Genomic DNA, 22,027 nt, shown 5'->3' with positions numbered 1-22,027 from the left:
AACAGCCTCGTTGTATTAATCTATTAAAGAAAGTTGAACCCTCTTTTTTTCTTCATCTACAGAAAGTACAGTCACTTCCAGTTCCTGGTTGAGTTTAACCACCGAATTTACATCACTTATAAATTCATTGGCAAGTTTTGAAATATGGATGAGCCCGCTTTCTTTGATTCCAATATCTACAAAGCAGCCAAAATTGGTTATATTATTTACTATTCCCGGCAGTTTCATACCCGGCTTTAAATCGGTAATACTTTTTACTGAAGGATCAAAACTAAAGGCTTTTTTCTTTGCTCTGGGATCGGCTCCAGGTTTTTTTAATTCTCCTAGAATATCTTTTAAACTCAGTAATCCAATATTATCAGAAATATAATCTTCCGGTTTTATTTTTTCAAGAACTTCAGTATTTCCTATTAGTTCTTCCGGCTTCAAGGCATTATTTTTCGCCATTTTTTCTACCACAAAGTAACTTTCTGGATGCACGGCCGAATTATCTAATGGATTCCTAGCATTTTTAATTCGTAAAAATCCCGCCGACTGTTCAAAGGCTTTTTCTCCCAGGCGTGGCACTTTTAGCAATTCTTTTCTGCTTGTAAAACGTTTATTTTCTTTTCTGTAATCCAGAATATTTTGTGCCAATCCCGGGCCAATTCCAGACACATAAGACAATAATTCTTTACTTGCAGTATTTAAGTTTACTCCTATTTTATTTACACAACGCATTACCACAACATCAAGTTTTTCCTTTAATTTGCTTTGATCTACTTCGTGTTGGTACTGCCCTACTCCTATTGATTTTGGATCTATTTTAACCAGTTCTGCCAGCGGATCACTTAATCTTCTGCCTATAGAAACTGCTCCGCGCACCGTAACATCATAATTAGGAAATTCTTCCCTGGCAATTTTCGAGGCAGAATAAACAGAAGCTCCTGCTTCATTAACCGTAAAAACCGAAACTTCTTTTGGTAGATAAACATTTTTAATAAATTGCTCGGTTTCCCTGGCTGCGGTGCCATTACCTATAGCTATAGCTTCAATTTTATAAGCATTTACCAAACTTTTAATCTTTGCTGAAGCCGCATCTGTTTTCTTCTGTGGCGGGTGAGGAAATATTGTTTCATTATGTAATAAATTCCCCTGTTCATCTAAACACACCAATTTGCAACCCGATTTAAAACCCGGGTCCAATGCGAGAATTCGTTTGCTACCCAAAGGGGCTTCCATTAACAATTGCTCAAGATTTGAAGCAAATACGCCGATGGCATCTTCATCTGCTTTTTCCTTAGCTTCATTTAGAAATTCTGTTGCAAAAGATTTTTTCAGCAATCGTGTAAAAGCATCTTCAAACGCTTCTTTTAAATATTTTACTCCAGAAAAACCGGGATTTTTAATTATTGCTTTTTCAATTAAGTTTAAAGCTTCTGCTTTATCGACTTCAATTTTTAGTTTAATTATCCCCAATTTTTCGGCTCGATAAATAGCCAAAAATCTGTGTGAAGGAATTCTTTTAAGCGGTTCTTCCCACTTTTCAAAGTGTGTGAATTTGGAAGCTTCTGAGTGCTCTTCCTCTGTTTTCACCCATTTGGTACTTAGTTGCGCTTTTCGGGCATATAATCTTCTAAGGGAATTTCTAACATAAGTATTTTCATTAATCCATTCTGCAATAATATGCCCGGCCCCGTTAAAAGCTTCTTCTTTAGTTTTTATATTTTCAGAAAGAAATTGTTTTACCGAGAGGTCAATATTGGCTGCATTTTGAGCCATTAAGATTTTGGCAAGTGGTTCTAAACCGGCTTCCCTGGCTGCATCAGCCTTTGTTTTTCTTTTCTTTTTAAAAGGTAAATAAAGGTCTTCAACTTCGGTTAAAGTGTTGGCTTTATTAATTTTTTCCGCTAAAGCTTCGGTTAACTCATTCTGAGTCTTTATGGCTTTAAGTACCGCTGCTTTTCGCTTTTCGAGTTCGTTAAAAGAATTGAGTAACAGCGCAATTTTTTCAACAGCAACCTCATCTAAATTGCCGGTGGCTTCCTTACGGTAGCGGGAAATAAACGGAATTGTAGCATCGGCTTCTAAAAGTGCAATAGTATTTTGAATACTTTTGGTGGGCAATTGGGCCCTGGATTTTATATAGTCTTGTACGTTCAAAAAATGAAATTTCAGAGTAATTAAAATATCGACTTAAACTTTGGTTTTTTATATTTAAACAGCGAGTTAATTTCAGCACATATAGGATTCAAAAACTTTAAATAATCCCTTCTGCGCGGGAATGTTTTATGGCCTTATTGCTATGTTTAAAGTAACAAATACTTACGCCAAGGCTTTCTATATTCTTGAGAATTGTAGTGATTTCCGGCTTCTTTTTTCTTCCGGTTTGCCGTATATAAACTGCTTTTAAACTCTTTGGAAAAATTTTACATATACGCTCGTAAATATGAGCATCTTTCTGGGAATCGTCTCCTAATAGTACATAAGGAATGTGGGGATAAAAAGAAATAATATCTTTTATCTTTTCAAATTTATGATCGTGGCTTCCGCGGCCGGTAGAGAGAAAATCTGAAATCCCCGTTTTAATTTTCTTTAGTTTAATTACCGCTTTAGGCAACTGGTGCATCTTGGCGAATTCATTGATAAACTCATATAAATTCCACTCACTGCTGGAAACATAAAAGAAGGAATTGGAAGCATGCTCAGAGTCCTGCCCTGCACGGCTCAATTCTTTATAATGATCTACAACGTCATCAAAAATCTTACGCTTATTGATGTTTTTGGAAAGCATCACATATAACTTTTTAAAAAAGCTATTGCTATGGGAAATAAGAAAAGTATCATCTATATCTGAAATTATACCGTATTTAGATGGGTGCGGTTTTAATAATTCCCCCTTCTCTATCATTCCAAAATCCTTGATATTACAACTCACCTCGTATTCATGCCAGCCGCTTTTTAATTCTTCTGAAAAAGGAATTGTAAATCTAAAATACCCATCGTTCAGGGTTTTAGTGGTGACTGTAGTATTGCGAAATTTCAAGGTGATTTCCCTGTTTTTTAAAGGACTAATGCGAAACATATGAATAATAGCTACCGCATGTTTTATTCCTTTTCTATCCAGCCTGTACTTATCTGGCGCCCAGGATTTAAATAAATGGCCATATACAACCAACTCCTGATTATTAACATAACCACGATAAAGTTTTAGATCTAACTTCAAAATTTTAGATTTTTATTGAATTTTTCTTACTCCAAAATAATTAAATTTAAGCATATTTTAGAAGCTATATGAAAGAAATACAGAAGGTACTACTTGTTGTGAACCCAATTTCAGGAGGTCTTAATAAGGAGCATATAATACAAACTATTGATTATGAGCTTTTAAAAATTAATGCTGGACTCATTACTTATAAAACCACCGGCAAAAATGATCGTGAGAAAATTCAAAAATTGGTTACCGAAAATAATTTTGACCGGGTTTTTGTGGCAGGCGGCGACGGGACTATAAAACAAGTAGCAGAAGCTTTAATTAATTTTCTAATTCCTATAGCAATATTTCCTGCAGGTTCAGCCAACGGGCTTGCTGTTAACCTGGGCATTCCCAACATCCTGGAAGAACAATTGAAAATAGCGCTGAGTAATGAGCATAAAGAAATGGATATGCTTGAAATTAATGGAGAACTATGCCTGCACATAAGTGATTTGGGATTAAATGCTGAATTAATTAAAAATTACGAACATTCCAGAATAAGAGGAAAAATGGGCTATTTGCTACAATCTATACCTACACTTTGGGAAAGTAAATATCCTTTTGAATTTGAAATTGAATTAGAAAATAAAACTATTACCAAAAAAGGAATTCTCTTGGCATTTGCCAATGCAAAAAAATACGGCACCGGTGCTAATGTAAATCCCAAAGGAAAAATAGATGATGGTGTTTTTGAAATCCTTTTATTCAAAAATTTCGACATCCTGGAGATTCTAAAAACTTTGCGTAATGAAACTGATGTAAACTCTGAATTTGTGGAGATAATACCGGTTAAAAGTGCTAGAGTTTTTTGTAGAAAACCGGTCGCTTTTCAGGTTGATGGTGAATATATTGGAGAAAAGGAAGAAATTTCTGTCAAAATTTCGGCCAAAAAACTATCAATAATGACCTATTAAAGGGAATAAAATGAAATTTTATCAACAAAAATTATAAAATTACGATTTCATCACGTGTATTTATTACATTTAATTTTTAGAATCCTGTAAGACAGCTGTTTACTTCGTATTGCGATATTTTCAATAAAATTTTAGCTTCAATTTTAGTCTAAAAAACCCCTTCAATATTCACATCTTTGAAAACACGAAAACGTTTGCGTGTATAGACTACTTAATATTTAGCATAATTTTTTACTAATTTAGGTCATCAACTTAATGGTTTAATTAATCAACTGTAAAATTAAATTTATGAAACAAGGATTACTCAAAATCGGTTTGTTTCTGTTTGCAATCTGCAGCTTCGGATTTGTCCAGGCGCAGGAAACAATAACAGGAACGGTAACCGATGGGGAAATGCCCTTACCGGGAGTGAACGTTGTGGTTAAAGGTACCTCTAATGGTACGGTAACCGACTTTGACGGAAATTATTCGTTAAACGATGTTCCAGGTGATGGTGTTCTGGTATTTAGCTTTGTAGGCTATGCCCAACAAGAGATTTCGGTAAACGGAAGAACAACTATTAATGCTACCATGCAGGAGGACACCGATGCCCTTAGCGAAGTAGTGGTTATTGGTTATGGAAATGTAGAAAGACGAGATGCCACTGGGGCGGTTTCTACAGTTTCTTCTGATGAATTTAACCAGGGTGTAATTTCTTCGCCAGAAGAACTTATACAAGGTAAAACAGCCGGTTTACAGGTTACTACCTCCAGTGGAGAACCTGGCGCCGGTGTTAACATTCGTATTCGAGGTACAACTTCGGTTAGGGGTGGTAACAATCCGCTTTTCGTTGTAGACGGTGTGCCATTGGCTGGTGATGAAGTATCAGCAGGTGGAGACGATGTAGGTTTTGGTTCTTCTAGTGCTAAAAACCCACTAAACTTCCTTAACCCATCTGATATTGAAAGTATGAGCGTTCTTAAAGATGCTTCTGCAACCGCAATATATGGTTCCAGGGGAGCTAACGGGGTTGTAATTATTACTACAAAAGATGGTAGAGGAGATCAGGGAAGATTAAATTACAGTACCAACCTTGGTATTGCAACTCCGGCTAACGAATTTGATCTTTTAAACAGAGAAGAATTCTTAGACGCTGCCGAAAGTTATGGCGGTAATAGAGAAGACCTTGATTTTGGTGGAGATACTGACTGGCAGGACGAAATTACCCGCTCTGCTTTTTCTCAAATTCATAATCTCTCCTATTCTAATTCTTATACCGGTGGTAACTATAGAGTTTCTGGTAATTATACCGACCAAAAGGGGATAATAGAGAATTCCTCTATGGAGCGATTAACTGGAAGGTTAAATATCACCCATAGGCTATTTGATGATAAATTGAAGCTAAACCTTCAATCTACCATTGCAAGAGTGAATGATGAACGTGCACCAATATCAGATAATGCAGGGGCGCAGGGAGATTTATTAGGAACAGCATATTTTGCTAATCCTACCTACCCGGCCGACCCTGAATTTACTCCTGGTGGTGATTTTATAAATCCGTTGGCATTATTAAAGTATAACCAGGATGAAACTGAAACTGATAGGGTTTTACTTAATCTATCTGCCGATTATAAAATCTTACCAGAGTTAAGTGCAAAAGTTGCCCTTGGATATGATGAATCTAACTCCTACCGTGGTGCCGCTCTTTCTGGGGACATCGCAGGGGTAGGATCTGGTGTTCCGGGAAATGGTAGAGGTTATATCAATGAGATTAATTCTACCAACCGCTTAATGGAACTTACCGTGAATTACGAAAAACAATTTGAGAATTCTAAGTTCACCGCATTAGCCGGTTACTCCTTCCAGGACTTTAGTCGTTCAGGAATAAATGTTTCAGGATTTGGTTTCTCAACCGGGGATATGGATGCGATGATAGATGAACTTCAAGCCGGTAGAGACGCTATAGAAGGTTCTATAAGTGGTTCTTATCAGCAATATGGTTATACCGGAGAAGATATCTTTGTAAATCGTCTTTTTCCTGAAATTGCTACAGATAATGTGTCTAACCCAGGAAATATAGTAGCCAGTGCCATTGCCGGTGATAAATTTGATGTAACCGATGAGTTGCAATCTTTCTTCACCAGGTTAAATTATGAATTAGCCGGGAAATATTTATTCACCGCGACTTTAAGAGCTGATGGTTCTACACGTTTTGGTGGAAATAATAAATACGGTTACTTCCCTTCTGGAGCTTTTGCCTGGCAAATGGGTGATGAAGATTTCATCCCAGATGCTATATCTACTTTAAAACTAAGATTGGGTTACGGGGTTACCGGTAACCAGGAAATTCCTTATAACCAATACCAGCAACGTGAGAGATGGGCAGGTTTTGGAATTAACAATGGAGGCGGTATAGATGCCCCAGGTACTACCCTTGTATCATTTGCTAATCCAAACTTACAATGGGAAGAAACCAGTCAATCCAACATCGGTCTTGATTATGGTTTTATGAACGATAGGTTAAGCGGATCCTTAGATTTTTATTACAAAAACACTACAGATCTTTTAATCCAGGTTTTCTCTGCTCAACCTTCTCCACAACCATTCGTATTCCAAAACCTGGATGCTAATGTGATTAATAAAGGGGTTGAATTTGCAATAGATTATGATATAATTCAGCAAGAAGATTTATTCTGGAACTTCGGCTTCAACATTGCTTACAACGATAATATGGTTGAAGATTTTGATGGCGTTATTGATACCGGCGGAATTAGCGGACAGGGATTAACGGGAGCCTTTGCTCAACGTTTAGTTGGTGGCCAACCACTGTTCTCCTATTTCTTAAGGGAGTTCGCAGGCTTTGATGAAACAGGCCAGTCTATTTATCCTAATGGAGATGTTCAACAATTTGTTGGAAAAAGCGCACTACCCACCACCAATTTAGGTATTTCTACCAGTGTACAATATTTAAACTGGGATCTATCTGCATTTTTAACAGGCCAGTTTGGGCACTATATTTATAACAATACCGAGAATGCTTTCTTTACTGCGGGAGCAATTGGTAATGGTAGAAATGTTACTCAAAATGTAATTGGAAATGGAGAATCTAACCTTAACGCACCAGATGTATCTACAAGGTTCCTTGAAAAAGGAGATTTTTTAAGAATGCAAAACCTAACTTTAGGATATAACTTTGATATCGCTGAAGAGAGTTTATTCAATACATTGAGATTATCTTTGACAGGTCAAAACCTTTTTGTAATTACTGATTACACAGGTCTTGATCCAGAGGTAGATACCAATAAAGCACTAAATAATGTTCCTTCGGCAGGTATAGATTATACCGCATACCCAAGACCTACAACAGTGACTTTTGGTTTAAATGCATCATTTTAAAAAAGTATTATGAAAAGGAGTATTTTAAAAATAACACTAGCTACTTTAGGAGTTCTAAGTATCGTGTCCTGTACCGATCTGGAACTTGAAGATACCGACTCGGTATCCCGTGAAACTTCAGATGGGGGATTTGACGGAGTAAGTAACGTAGAAGGCTCAATAAATAACGCGTATAACACGATCCAGGGACATTTACAAACCCAGGAAAATTTATATGCTTTACAGGAAGCCACATCAGATGAATTATTAATTCCAACCAGGGGAACAGACTGGGGAGATAATGGGGTTTGGAGAACCTTGCACCAGCACACCTGGGATGCTACCCACCCATATCTTTTAAATACCTGGAACAACTTTAATTCCAGTGTATTTTCCTTAACAGAAATCATCGAAACCCCTGAGGCAAGCGCAGCACAAGTTGCAGAAGCCAAGGTTTTAAGAGCCTTCAGTATGTACTGGATAATAGATCTATTTGGCCAGGTGCCGTTTAGAGGTGTAAATGAGGGTCCAGATGTTAGCCCAATGGTAATGTCGCGAGCTGAAGCTTTTGATTTTGCTATGAAAGATCTTGAAGAAGCATTGCCTGAATTACCAGCCAATGGTCCTGGAGCTGAAACCAATAGAGCTTCTAAGGCACTTGCAAACTTTCTACTAGCAAAAATGCACCTAAACAAGCATATTTATTTAGGTACAGGAACTGCATCTCCCGAAGATATGAATGAAGTGATAAATCACGTTGATGCGATTGCTGAAGATGGATTTGCACTTCAAAGTGGATTCTTTGAAATTTTTGAGCCCGATGTAGATGTTTCTGATACAGAAATAATTTTTAGAACCAATTACGGAGCAGATACCCGTATGTGGAGTACCTTACATTATAACCAGGGTACACCGGGTCAACCACCGGGAGGCTGGAATGGTTTTTCAACTTTAGCTGAATTCTATGACCTTTTTGAAGGTGATCCACAGGTTAACGTTCCAGGTTCTGGCCAGGAAGAACGCAGAGGTTTTGTACCTACTTCAGGAAGTACTGCCGAAGCAGGCGACTTAGATGAAGATGACGACGGTATGGAAGATGGATCTTATATTGGATATGGATTTCTTATAAATCAGCAATATGCTTTAGATGGCTCTGAATTAAACGATAGAACCGGGAACCCTTTAGTTTATACCAAAGAATTGCCAGGTTTAGTAGGTAACAATGAGAGAACAGGTATTAGATTACTAAAATACCATCCATCAGATGGAGCTTATCCAGGCAATTTAATCGTTTTCCGTTATGCAGATGCTCATCTTATGAAAGCTGAAGCTATTCATCGCGGTGGAACTGCAGATGAGTCTGCTTTAGGCCTGGTTAATGAATTACGTGAACTAAGACAGGCTACTCCGCTGGAAAGCCTTACAGATCAGGATCTACTGGAAGAAAGAGGTCGTGAGCTTTATATGGAATTCACCAGGAGACAGGATCAAATTAGATTTGGTACTTATACTGATACCTGGGAATTTAAAGATAATACAGAAGCTTTTAGGGTATTGTTCCCAATACCTTCAACAGCCTTAACATCTAATCCTAATTTAGAACAAAACGAAGGTTACTAATTACTTGAAATAGTTTTTATATTAAAGAGACTATCAATGCATTTGCATTTTTAGTCTCTTTTCTTTTAGACTCCTAAATTCTTCTTAAATTTTGTTTAAATTGCCAATTAAAATAGCCTCCCTTCTAACCTGTTTTTCTCAATGAAAATCACTTCTCATTTATCTTCTTCAATTTTTGGTTCAATCTTTATTATACTGCTTTTTATGGCTTGTGCTAATGATAGAACAGAAAATGAAATGCCTGCGGAAAAAGAAAATAAAGATGCATTATTCTCCAAAATGTCATCTACTCAAACGGGAATCAATTTTGAAAATCCAATAACCAATACTAAAGATTTCAATATTTTTAGATATAGAAATTTTTATAATGGTGCGGGTGTAGGTATTGGAGACATTAATAACGACGGTCTACCTGATATTTATTTAACCTCAAATCTTGGTAAAAACAAACTTTACTTGAATAAAGGCGATTTTAAATTTGAAGATATTACTGAAACTTCAGGTACTGCAGGAACAAAAAACTGGAGTACCGGTGTAAGTATGGTAGATATTAATCACGACGGACTCCTGGATATTTATGTGAGCAATGCCGGGAATATTGAAGGTGCAGATCGTAAAAATGAACTTTTTATCAATAATGGAGATCTTACATTTACTGAAGACGCCGCTTCCTATAATTTAGATGAAAATGGATTTACCACCCACGCTGCTTTCTTTGATTATGACGGGGACGGTGATCTTGACGTATATATTCTTAACAATAGCTTTATCCCGGTTTCCAGCCTAAGTTTTAATAACAAACGTGATCTAAGAAGTGAAGATTGGGACTTACCAGAAATTTTTAAAGGCGGTGGTGATAAATTACTACGAAACGATGACGGGAAATTTACCGATGTTAGTGAAGAAGCAGGAATTTACGGAAGCTTAATAGGTTTTGGACTTGGAGTTACCGTAGGTGATGTAAACAACGATCAACTCCCCGATCTTTATATTTCTAACGATTTTTATGAACGCGATTATCTTTATATCAATAATGGTGATGGTACTTTTACTGAAGATATTAAAAACCGTGTTTCCCATTTAAGTCTTTCTTCGATGGGCGCAGATATGGCCGACATAAACAACGATGCGCGTCCTGAGATCTTTGTTACCGATATGCTTCCGGAAAGCGATAAACGCCTTAAAGAAACTTCAGATTTTGAACGATATGATATCTATAAACTCAAAGAAAGTAGGGATTTCTATCACCAATTTATGCAAAATACCCTACAGCTCAATACGGGTGAAAATTCCTTCTCTGAAATCGCATTTCAAAGTGGTGTTGCACAAACAGACTGGAGTTGGGGCGCCCTAATTTTTGATATGGATAACGATGGGTTCAAAGATATTTATGTGAGCAACGGGATCTACCACGATCTCACTAACCAGGATTTTATGGATTTCTTTGCCAACGATATTCTTCAGGAAATGGTTCTCACCGGTAAGAAAAAAGAATTTGATTCCATTCTTAGTGAAATGCCCAGCAATCCTATTCCCAATTATGCATTTCAGAATAATCAAGACCTAACATTTGATAATAAAACTAAAGATTGGGGCCTAAATGAACCCAGTTTCTCTAACGGCTCTGCTTACGCCGATCTGGATAATGATGGTGATCTAGACCTTGTTGTCAATAACGTAAATCAGGAGGTATTTATTTATAAAAACAGAACTTCAGAACAATTAGAAAATAATTACCTGAAATTAAATCTAAAAGGGGAGGGAAAAAACACTTTTGCTATTGGTAGCAAAGCCCTACTCTATTTTGACAACCAGGTGCTTTCACAAGAATTAATTCCTACACGAGGTTTTCAATCTTCAATAGATTACAGCCTAACTTTTGGCCTGGGAAAAACTAAAAAAATCGATTCTCTCCAAATTATCTGGCCCAATAAAGCTACACAAGTCATTAAAAATCCTACGATCAATACCACTTTACAACTGAGTCAAACAGAGGCGAATTCAACTTTTAATTCAGATAGAAAACAAACGCAACCAATTCTTACTGAAATAAATACAAAACTTCAAAACCACAAAGAAAATAATTATATAGACTACGATTATGAAGGTCTAATACCAAAAATGTTATCGCGTGAAGGCCCGGCATTAGCTGTAAGCGACATAAATGGTGATGGAAATGAGGATTTTTATTTAGGAGGCGCAAAAGGCCAGGCCGGAGTTCTTTATCTACAGAATAATTCAGGAAGCTTTAGCGAAAAGAATCTCGAAGTTTTTACCTCAAATTCAAGTTTTGAAGATACCTATGCAGTTTTTGCTGATGTAAACGGCGATAATAAACCAGACCTGATAGTAGGTTCAGGCGGGAATGAAGCTAACGTTGATAAAGAAATATTTCGCGATAGAATTTATATAAATCAGGGAAATGAAAGTTTTAGCGCTTCAGAATATCAACTACCTAATTCTGCACAAAATACTTCAGTGATCGCGCCATATGATTTTGATAATGATGGTGACATAGATTTGTTTATAGGAAAGAGAAGCGTGCCGGGAATTTTTGGAATTAACCCCAAACATCAGCTATTAGAAAATGACGGTAAAGGCAGTTTTAAAGATGTAACCGATGCTAAAGCTTACATACTTAACGACCTGGGAATGATAACCGATGCCACTTGGGAAGATACAAATGCTGATGGGAAAAAAGATCTAATTTTAACCGGCGACTGGATGGCGCCTAAAATTCTTCAAAACAACGGAAATTCTTTTAACCCGGCAGATAATAATCTGAACGAATTTTCCGGAGCCTGGACAGGTTTATCGGTTTCAGATATAAATGGGGATGAAAATCCAGATTTTATTTTAGGAAATCGCGGTACCAACTCGTTTTATCAAACTTCAGCCGAAAATCCGGTTAAAGTTTATATCAACGATTTTGATAATAATGGTACTATAGAACAAATTTTTACCAGAAATATTGATGGCAGAGATATCCCAATTCATTTAAGAAGAGAACTGGCAGGGCAAATTTCAGCAATAAAAAAGCAGAATCTTAAATTTTCAGAATATGCTACGAAGTCAATTCAGGAACTTTTTTCAGAAAAAATTGTTGAAAATTCTATTGTAAAAGAGATAACCACTTTTAAAAGTTTTCTTGCTTTAAATAATGTTGAAGGTAATTATGAGTTTAAAGAACTTCCTACCGAAGCACAGTTATCAAGTATTCACGCTATTGAACATCTAACTACCAAAAATGGAAATAGTTATTTTTTACTCGCCGGAAACGATTTCAACTTAAAACCCCAATTTGGGCGTTTGGATGCAAGTAAAGGGCTTCTCCTAAAGGTGAGTGGGAATGGTGATATGGAGATTATATCTTCAGAGAAATCAGGATTTTTAGTTGAAGGTGAAGTGAAACACATAAGGAAAATATCAAATAAAAATGCAGAAATTCTTATTCTGGTAGCCATAAATAATCAGGAACCAAAAATTTTTAAGTTTGATGAGAAAGCTCTTTAGCCTGGTATTTTTATTCATCTTTCTCACTTCCTGTGAAAAAGAAAAAACTTCGGAAGATTTTCTTTTTGAAAACCTACCGGCAGAAACCACAGGCCTAAATTTTAGCAACGATCTTACTGAAACAAATGCGCTAAATATTTTAGATTATTTGTATTTCTATAATGGCGGCGGCGTTGCTGTGGGCGATATAAATAAGGATGGTTTACCAGATATTTACCTAACCGGAAATCAGGTAAAAAATAAACTTTTTCTTAATAAAGGAAACTTGCAGTTTGAAGATATTACCGAAAAGGCAGGAGTTTCAGGCACGTCTAATTGGAATACAGGAGTAGTTATGGCCGATGTTAACGGTAATGGGTTGTTAGATATCTATGTTTGCGCAGTCTCTGGAATAAACGGTTTAAACGGGAAAAACGAATTATTCATCAATAATGGTAACGGCACATTTTCTGAAAAAGCTGAAGAATTCGGGCTCGATTTTCAGAATTATTCTTCTACTGCTGCTTTTTTTGATTTTGATAATGATGGCGATCTGGATATGTACCTACTTAATCACGCTGTTCACACGGTGAATACTTACGGCCCTGCAGATATTAGAAATAAACGTATTGCTGAAAGCGGTGATAAACTTTTAAGAAATGATAACGGAAAATTTGTGGACGTTAGCGAAGAAGCCGGGATTTATGGTGGCGCAAACGGTTACGGACTCGGACTCGCAACTGCCGATTTTAATAACGATGGTTTCACAGATATCTACGTGAGTAACGATTTTCACGAAGATGATTATTATTATTTGAATAATGGAGACGGTACTTTTACCGAAACGCTAAAATCTAAATTTGGGCATGTGAGTCGGTTTTCTATGGGAAATGACGCCGCTGATGTGAATAATGATGGATTTATAGATATTCTTACCCTGGATATGCTTCCCCAGGATGAAAAGGTTGTAAAAGCCTCTGTAGGAGACGACCCACGCGATTTAGATAAATTAAAGACCGAAGAATTAGGCTATCATTACCAGTACACCCGAAATATGCTGCAAATAAATCAGCAGGGGGATTACTTTCAGGAAACCGGTCTTTTAAGCGGTTTAGCTGCTACAGATTGGAGTTGGGCTCCCCTATTTGCCGATTTTAACCAGGATGGCTTTCAGGATCTTTATATAGCTACAGGGATACCCAAACGTCCCAATGATTTAGATTATATAAAATACGTTTCCAGCAACCAGATACAGAAAAAAATAAATAATACACGTTTAGTAGATAATGAAGCTTTAGAAATGATGCCTTCGGGAAAGGTGCATAATTACGTTTTTAAAGGTTCTAACAGCCTAAATTTTAAAGACCAATCGGGGAAATGGATGGCTCGAGATTCGGTTATTTCTACGGGTCTCGCCTATGCCGATCTGGACAATGACGGGGATTTAGATATTGTAAGCAATAATATTAATGCAAATGCGAGCATTTATGAAAATCGGGCAGACTCAACCTCTACCTATTTAAAATTATCTTTTAAGCTAGATACTCAAAATACCTTTGGCATTGGCACCAAAGCCATTGCCTGGCAGGAAGGAAAAATGCAAACGCGCCAGCTTTATAATTCCAGGGGATTTCAGTCTTCTTCAGAACCCATTATTCATTTTGGTTTTCCGAAGAAAGAAAAGTTAGATTCGTTATTGATTATCTGGCCAGACAATACTTACCAAAAAAAGGAAAAACTGGATTTAAATCAGCATTTGGTAATAAGTCCGAACCAAAAGCGCGATGCTATTGATTATAAAAAACTTTTCCTTGCGCCAAAGCAATGGTTTGAAAAGGTAGATTCTCTACCGGGAATTACTTTTAACCACAGCGAAAACAGGTATACCGATTTTGACAGGCAAAAATTGATTCCTTATCAAATTTCTGACCGTGGGCCCGCGGTGGCCGTTGGCGATTTAAATGGGAACGGGCTGGATGATATCTTCTTCGGAAATTCTAAATTTGAACCTGCAGAAATTTATTTTCAGCAGGAAAACATTTTTAAAAAGCAGGATTTTAAATTGTTGAAAAATGATGAAAAAACCGAAAATACATCAGCCATTATCGCAGATCTCAACCGGGATGATAAGAATGAACTTTTTGTCACTTCAGGTGGTGGAGAATTTTACGGGGAAGCAGATGCCCTTTTAGATAAATTATATTGGTTTGAAAACGGTGAATTAAAAGCTAAAAAATTACCGCAATTTTTTGAAAACACTTCAGTTGCGAAATTAGGCGATATTGACGGCGATGGCCACCTGGATATTTTTGTGGGTGGTGCAGCAGTTTCCAACGATTTTGGCAAGATCCCTTCCTCCTACCTGCTCATTAATGAAAATGGTAATTTCAGAATCCAGGAAAATTCAGAGCTGGAAAAAATAGGAATGGTTACCGATGCGATTTGGACAGATTTTGACCAGGATGGCCAGGAAGATCTAATTGTTATTGGAGAATGGATGTCACCTCAATTCTTCAAAAATAATAATGGAAGTTTAGAAAATATTTCAGGAAAAATACTGGAAGAAAAGCTAAATGGGCTTTGGCAGCGTATTATTCCTTTTGATATAAATAACGACGGAAAAATGGATTATTTACTCGGAAACTGGGGCCTGAATACTAAATTCCCAGCTTCGGCAGAATTTCCGCTAAAAATGTTTTATTCAGATTTTGACAAAAATGGAAGTACAGAAACAATTATAGCTTATGCCAAAAATCAAAAATATTATCCCGCAAACGGGCTCGATGAACTGGTAGGCCAGCTTTCCTATTTACGAAAGAAGTTCCCGCAGTATAAAGATTTTGCCGGGAAAACTATTGAAGAAGTTTTTGAAAAAGAAACCCTTGCAGAAGCTAAATTACTGAAAGTGCATACAATGGCGTCGGGATATTTGCTAAATCAGGAAGGAAAGTATATTTTTAAGCCTTTTGAAAGTGCATTACAGGTAGCGCCTATTTTAGCATTTTTAAAAGCCGATTTTAATAAAGATAATCAGGAAGAAGTACTGGTTGCCGGCAATTATTTTGGAATAACGCCCTACCACGGAAGATTTGATACGTTAGCGGGAAATTTAATCACGCAAAATGGTGAGGTTTTAGAAGGAGTTGAACTGGGATTAAATCTTACTCAAAAGAGTGTAAGAAGCCTTGATTTAATTAATTTTAAGGGAAAAGATTATCTTATGCTAAGCCTGAACAATGGTAAACCACAATTTTATAAATTGAACAATTAAATGAAAAAATATCTTTATTTTTTTATAAGCACATTAATTTTAACTTCCTGTTCCCAGGAAGAAAAACCTATTGTAGTTACAGCCGAGAATTATCACCAAACGGTAGATAAAATTACCGATATTATGGTGCACGATATTTTTTCACCACCGGTAGCCAGCAGAATTTATGCGTACTCCAACCTGGCTGCTTATCAGATTATGCGGCAGGAAAATAAAGATTTAATAGATCTCACTTCAAAATTTGAAGAGCTGGAACCTATCCCTAGTGTCGATTCTACTGCAAATATCAATTATAAACTCGCCGCGCTTGTGGCAAAAATAGAAATTGGAAAAAAATTAATTTTTTCTGAAGATTTACTTACCACTTACCGTGACAGTCTCTACACAGAATGGGAAAAAACGAATAAAGATGAGTTTAACTCATCAAAAGATTATGGCCTGGCGGTTGCTCAGCATCTTTCCTCCTGGATAGATAAAGATAATTATAAAGAAACCCGCACTATGCCCAAATACTCGGTGTATAGTGACGATCCCAGCCGTTGGCAGCCTACCCCTCCATCTTATATGGATGGTATTGAGCCTCACTGGCCAAAAATTAGACCTTTTACATTAGATTCTGCCTCCCAATTTAAACCTTTACCTCATCCCGAGTTTTCATTAAAAAAAGGAACCGCCTTTTACGATGAGCTCGTTGAAGTCTACGAGATTAAAAACGAAATGGAGAAAAAAGGAGACGAAGCCGAAGAAATGAAAATTGCTCAATTTTGGGATTGCAATCCTTATGTGTCTACCCAACGCGGTCATCTTATGTTTGCGACTAAGAAAATCACTCCTGGCGGGCACTGGATGGGAATTTGCAAAATTGCTTCTAAAAAGGCAGAGTTAGACTTCGCACAAAGTTCATATGCTTATACCACAACTGCTATCGCTTTGGCCGACGGGTTTATAAGCTGTTGGGACGAAAAATACAGAAGTAACCTGGTAAGGCCTGAAACATTAATTAATAAGCATATAGACGAGAATTGGAAACCTGTACTGCAAACTCCGCCCTTTCCTGAATATTCTAGTGGGCATTCTGTAGTTTCGGGGGCGGCTTCTATTGTTCTTACCCGTATTTTTGGTGAAGAATTCAGTTTTGAAGATGATACCGAGGTAAAATATGGTTTACCGGTAAGATCGTTTACTTCTTTTTCCCAGGCTGCCAACGAAGCGGCAATAAGTAGATTATATGGCGGAATTCATTACCGCTCTGCTGTAGAAAATGGCATTGTACAGGGAAGAAATCTTGGCAACCACGTAGTAGAAAACCTCAACATACAACCCCTCACCTACTAATTTAATGTCCAAAAAATTCTGGCTACTGTTTCTTACTGGTTTACCTGTGCTTTTTCTGCTATGGTATTTCGTAATTAAAAATGACGATTATACTATTAAGTTCGAGGCGAAAGCGCTTCCCGGCGAAATAGTTTACAGGGTAGATTCACCTATTTTTGATAAAATGAAGGTGGAAAATTCTGAAATTAAATCTGATTTATCACAGGTAATTCAGGAAACAGAATTGAATTCAGAAAGCTATGAACTCAATTGGATTATCAAACCAAAGAACGATTCCATCACCCAGGTAAAAGTAGAAATTAACAATAAAAATAATTCTTTTGAACACCGTTTCTTATTGCTGACAGGCCAAAATAATTTTCAAAAAGAAATGAAAGCTGAAATTGCCTATTTTAAAAAAGCTCTATCTACCAATAGAGCGTTATATAACGTACAAATTGAAGGAAAAAATGTTACTCCTCAGAACACCTGTGCCTGTATTACAACCAACAGTAAAGTAGATCAAAAAGCTTTTGAAATGATGAAGACTATAGATATACTTTCTAATTATATCCTAGAGAATGATTTAGAAACCCTGGGCAGACCTAGAATTCTAATTAATTCCTGGAATAAACAGACTAAAAATATCAACTTCAGTTTTTGCTTCCCTATCGCAAAAATGCAAACCTATCCTAAAGATTTATTAATTGATATTCAAAAAATTACTTCAGAAAAAGCTTTAAAAGCGAGTTTTCTCGGGAATTATATGTTTTCGCATAATGCCTGGTTTCATTTACTTGATTATGCCGAAAAGAATAATATTGAGGTTAAAAGTGAAAATATCCTGGAAATCTTTAAAGATAATCCGCAAATGGGTGGAGATGAATCTTTATGGGAAGCTGAAATATATTTACCAATAGTAGAATAGAATACTATCTCTTATCCTCTCAGTGGTTTTAAGATTCTAATAAATAAATAAATAAATAAAGCCTGAAAAATTCTGAAATTTGTCATCCTGAACTTGTTTCAGGATCTAAGATAATTGATAATCAAACCACGTTAGAAGCTAAAACAATCCCAAAGATTCGGGGTAGCTTAACGAAAATAATACTTTTTAGACTTTCTTTTAATACGGTAAAAACCTGAATTAAACTGCGCGGCTGGCAGTTGTGGGAAAACATAGTGTGTCTTAAAAACAAGTCTGGATGCATTTAATACTAAAAAAACCTCACAGGTTTTTAAAACCTGTGAGGTTTGATATTTATTCCATGTACTTCTTAAAACTTAAAGCGACATAGCTTTGCCCCCGCCCAGTTCATCTACGGGACCACAAGCAATATACTCTCCTGGAATTGGATCGTACCACATTACTTCTTCCCCAATTTTTTCACTGGTCTTATAGGCCCAAATTCCCATACTTCTTACTTCTTCCAAATAAGCTAAAGCACCGGCATCTGCATCTAAAGTTATTTTTTGATCTTTATCCTGCGGATCCTGGGTTTCGGTATTTCGTTTAGCTATTTCATCTCTTTCTGCCGGAGTTGCTCTAAGATATTTTGCTACAATTTGCTCATATTCTTCAGCATTACCTTCTCCTGCATCTTTATCAAATTCGTTTTTAAACGCCCTGGAAAAAGCATCAGCAGATTGTTTGAATTTGTCCTGCCTGTCCTGGTGAGCAACCTCTTCCATATAAGAATCTATGAATTCGGCTATATTTAAATCATTAGCACCAGGAGTATCAGTTTTTGGAATAATAACTTCTAAAACCTGTTTTAACGCGAAACCGTTAGCAGCGCTTAAAAAAGTTGGCTCCCAGTTATAAGAAGGATCATTTTTACAGCTTTGCAAAAGGTTTAAAGTAGTGGGACCTACAATAATAGCTCCCGCGCCAAGTCCTATATTTCTTAATGCTTGTCTTCTATTCATAATCCTAATAATTAAGCGTTAGATGATTTTTTAAAGTTTTTAGAAGCGTGATCTGCTGCTCTGGCAGTCATAGCCATATAAGTTAAAGAAGGGTTTTGGCAACCTGCAGAGGTCATAAAAGAACCATCGGTAACATATACATTAGGAACAGCGTGCACCTGGTTGTTTCCGTTTAAAACCGAAGTTTTAGGATCTCTACCCATTCTGGCAGTTCCCATTTCGTGTATTCCAAGTCCCGGTGCGCCAATATCATCGTAGCCCTGCACATCTTTAAATCCGCCTTTTTCCAGCATCTCTACTGCCTGGGCTACCATATCTTCTCTCATTTTGAGTTCATTTTCCTTGAACTCGGCATCAAAAGTTACTGTTGGTAAACCCCATTCATCGGTTTTATCATAATCCAGCATCATTTTGTTTTCATGGTAAGGTAAGGTTTCCCCAAAGCCCATTAAGCCCATAGTCCAGCCACCTGGTTTAACGATAGCTTCTTTTAATTCTTTTCCATAGGAAGCTTCAGCAATACCTTCACTCCAGTCTCCACGACTCGCACCACCCTGATAACCATAACCACGGGTAAAGCCTAAATTATCGCTTCCGTTAATATTTCTAAAACGAGGTAAATAGATTCCGTTAGGCTTTCTTCCTTTATAATATTGATCTTCAAAACCATCATATTTACCAGATGCTCCAGCTTTAAAATGGTGATCCATTACATTATGTCCCAGTTCTCCACTATCGTTCCCCAAACCATTCTCAAATCTATCAGATTTTGATTGCATTAGGATGCTTGTAGAAGCAATGGCAGAAGCACAAAGGAAGATAACATTAGCTTTAAATTCTATTTCTTCTTTAGTTTCGGTATCTATAACTTTTACCCCTGTAGCAAGTTTAGTTTCAGGATCGTAAATTACTTGATTTACTACAGAATTAGGTCTTAAAGTCATATTGCCAGTTCGTTCTGCCGCCGGTAATGTAGAAGAGTTACTACTAAAGTAAGCGCCGTAAGGACAACCTCTAATACAACGGTTTCTAAATTGGCAACTAGACCTACCTTCAAATTCTTTATCACCAGTAATATGCGCAACCCTACCTGCGGTTAGCACACGGCCGTCACTAAAATTGTCGGCCATACTTTTTTTAAGGTGATCTTCAACGCAGTTTAGCGGCATTTGCGGCAGAAATTTCCCATCGGGTAATTGGCTTAACCCAAGGTTTTCACCACTCACGCCAATATATGATTCAACATAATCATACCAGGGTGCAATATCTTTATAGCGAATTGGCCAGTCTACACCGTGGCCATCTTCTTTATTGGCGGTAAAATCTAAATCACTCAAGCGGTAGCTGTGACGTCCCCACATAATAGATCTTCCTCCCACGTGATACCCACGCATCCAGTCAAATCTTTTTACTTCATTATAAGGGTGTTTAATATCGTCTACAAACCAATGTGCGCTGGCTTTATTAGTAGTATAACCGGTACGTGCTTGTTTTTGCTGACGTTTTTCTTCTTCTCGTGTTAATTGTCCTTTAAACTTATAATCCCAGGGATCATCGTTCATTGTTGGATAATCTTCAATATGTTTTACCATACGTCCACGTTCAAGCACAAGGGTTTTAAATCCTTTTTCACTAAGCTCTTTGGCGGCCCAACCACCGCTAATTCCTGTACCTACGACTATTGCATCATAAGTGTCTTTTTCATAATAATTGCTCACTGTCTTGTAGTTAATTAATAATTTAGTTAATCGAATGCCTTCAAATATATAAATTTATGGTTATAATTTTGCTTCTTTAAAAAAAAGTATACTTTTAAGATTTTAAACTATCAGTAAAATCACATTCTAATAACCCTTAAACCTATTTTATGAACCTAAGACCAACCAAACTTTCTTATTATTTATTATTCCTTTTTATCTCCTTCGGAATTTTTTCCTGTAAAGATCAAAAAGCTGAAAAAGACAACGCAGCAACCGCTGAAGTTAAAACCGAAGAAAATGCTGAACCATTTTTTAAACTTTCTCTTGCTCAATGGTCTCTTAATAAGCCAATTTTTGCCGGGGAATTAGATCCAATAGATTTTGCTGAAAAAGCGAACGAAATGGGATTTGAAGGCATTGAATATGTTAGCAGCTTTTACGGCCAGCGCATTAGTGAAGCCAGTAATCCTGAAGAAGCAATGCAAAAAGTGCTGGATACTTTAAAGGCAAAGAGCGAAGAATTTGATGTAGAGAACGTTCTAATTATGGTAGACGGTGAAGGCGAATTAGCCAGCCCCAACCAGGCAGAACGTGAAAAAGCCGTAGAAAATCATAAAAAATGGGTTGATGCCGCTAATTTTTTAGGCGCCCATTCTATAAGAGTTAATCTTTTTGGTAGTGAAGAACCGGAAGAATGGAAAGCTTCAGCCGCCAAAGGCTTAAAAGCGCTTAGCGAATATGCAGCGGGAAAAAATGTGAATGTTTTAGTAGAAAATCACGGATATCTTTCTTCTAACGCGGCACTTCTTGTTGAAGTTATTGAAGATGTAAATATGGAAAACTGCGGTACCCTTCCAGATTTTGGTAATTTTTGCCTTAAAAGACAGGGTGGTGAACGTTGGGAAGCAAAATGTGTAGAGGAATATCCAAAGTACCAGGGAATAGAAGAAATGATGCCTCATGCAAAAGCTGTGAGCGCAAAATCTTACGATTTTAATGACGAAGGGGAAGAAACGAGCCTTGATTATGAGAGAATCTTAAAAATTGTTCAGGATGCAGGATACACCGGTTTCATTGGGGTAGAATATGAAGGAGGAAATTTATCTCCTGAAGAAGGTATAAAAGCCACTAAAAAACTTTTAATAGAAGTTGGGAGCAAATTAAACAGCAACAATAACTAAGAGAAGCTACAAAAGAT

At 36.9% G+C, this 22,027-nt stretch carries 12 protein-coding genes; 8 read left to right on the top strand and 4 right to left on the bottom strand.

Annotated features, from left to right (window positions below; translation table 11 throughout):
- Window positions 1-15: 15 nt before the first annotated feature.
- The gene (locus B4F31_RS02535; protein ID WP_286760537.1) at window positions 16-2,142 is read right to left on the bottom strand and encodes a Tex family protein; all 2,127 of its coding nucleotides are present in this window, start codon (window positions 2,140-2,142) and stop codon (window positions 16-18) included.
- 97 nt (window positions 2,143-2,239) lie between these two features.
- Window positions 2,240-3,205 (bottom strand): App1 family protein, encoded by a 966-nt coding sequence (locus tag B4F31_RS02530; protein ID WP_286760536.1) that lies wholly within the window; start codon window positions 3,203-3,205, stop codon window positions 2,240-2,242.
- Window positions 3,206-3,273: 68 nt separating this feature from the next.
- Here B4F31_RS02530 and B4F31_RS02525 point away from each other — a divergent pair, with 68 nt between their 5' ends.
- From B4F31_RS02525 to B4F31_RS02495, 7 genes are all read left to right on the top strand, one after another.
- Window positions 3,274-4,149 carry a diacylglycerol/lipid kinase family protein gene (locus B4F31_RS02525; RefSeq protein ID WP_286760535.1) on the top strand — a complete coding sequence of 292 codons (876 nt, stop codon included), beginning with the start codon at window positions 3,274-3,276 and terminating at the stop codon, window positions 4,147-4,149.
- 288 nt (window positions 4,150-4,437) lie between these two features.
- Window positions 4,438-7,524, top strand: a complete 3,087-nt coding sequence (locus B4F31_RS02520) for a SusC/RagA family TonB-linked outer membrane protein (protein ID WP_286760534.1) — start codon at window positions 4,438-4,440, stop codon at window positions 7,522-7,524.
- A 9-nt stretch (window positions 7,525-7,533) separates the two neighbouring features.
- Window positions 7,534-9,123, top strand: a complete 1,590-nt coding sequence (locus tag B4F31_RS02515) for a RagB/SusD family nutrient uptake outer membrane protein (RefSeq protein ID WP_286760533.1) — start codon at window positions 7,534-7,536, stop codon at window positions 9,121-9,123.
- A 141-nt stretch (window positions 9,124-9,264) separates the two neighbouring features.
- Entirely contained in the window at window positions 9,265-12,636 is a 3,372-nt protein-coding gene (locus B4F31_RS02510) for a VCBS repeat-containing protein (protein ID WP_286760532.1), read from the top strand.
- The gene (locus tag B4F31_RS02505) at window positions 12,620-15,886 is read left to right on the top strand and encodes a VCBS repeat-containing protein (RefSeq protein ID WP_286760531.1); all 3,267 of its coding nucleotides are present in this window, start codon (window positions 12,620-12,622) and stop codon (window positions 15,884-15,886) included. Before B4F31_RS02510 ends, B4F31_RS02505 begins: the two co-directional genes overlap by 17 nt.
- Window positions 15,887-17,221, top strand: a complete 1,335-nt coding sequence (locus B4F31_RS02500; RefSeq protein WP_093304865.1) for a vanadium-dependent haloperoxidase — start codon at window positions 15,887-15,889, stop codon at window positions 17,219-17,221.
- A gap of 4 nt (window positions 17,222-17,225) precedes the next feature.
- A complete protein-coding gene (locus tag B4F31_RS02495; RefSeq protein ID WP_286760530.1) occupies window positions 17,226-18,128 on the top strand; it encodes a hypothetical protein in 903 nt (300 codons plus the stop codon).
- Between the two features lie 356 nt (window positions 18,129-18,484).
- Here the strand turns inward: B4F31_RS02495 and B4F31_RS02490 are convergent, their stop codons facing one another.
- Window positions 18,485-19,129: a gluconate 2-dehydrogenase subunit 3 family protein gene (locus B4F31_RS02490; RefSeq protein WP_093304868.1), complete on the bottom strand. Its 645-nt coding sequence runs from the start codon at window positions 19,127-19,129 to the stop codon at window positions 18,485-18,487.
- An 11-nt stretch (window positions 19,130-19,140) separates the two neighbouring features.
- Window positions 19,141-20,847 (bottom strand): GMC oxidoreductase, encoded by a 1,707-nt coding sequence (locus B4F31_RS02485; protein WP_286760529.1) that lies wholly within the window; start codon window positions 20,845-20,847, stop codon window positions 19,141-19,143.
- Window positions 20,848-20,996: 149 nt separating this feature from the next.
- Between B4F31_RS02485 and B4F31_RS02480 the strand changes: the two genes are divergently transcribed.
- A complete protein-coding gene (locus B4F31_RS02480; protein WP_093304872.1) occupies window positions 20,997-22,010 on the top strand; it encodes a sugar phosphate isomerase/epimerase family protein in 1,014 nt (337 codons plus the stop codon).
- Window positions 22,011-22,027: the final 17 nt, after the last annotated feature.

Origin of the sequence: Salegentibacter sp. UBA1130 (assembly GCF_002311535.1) — a bacterium.
Lineage (GTDB): Bacteria > Bacteroidota > Bacteroidia > Flavobacteriales > Flavobacteriaceae > Salegentibacter > Salegentibacter agarivorans.
The sequence above is the reverse complement of the archived record's forward strand: the minus strand, read 5'-3'. Positions and strand labels throughout refer to the sequence as shown.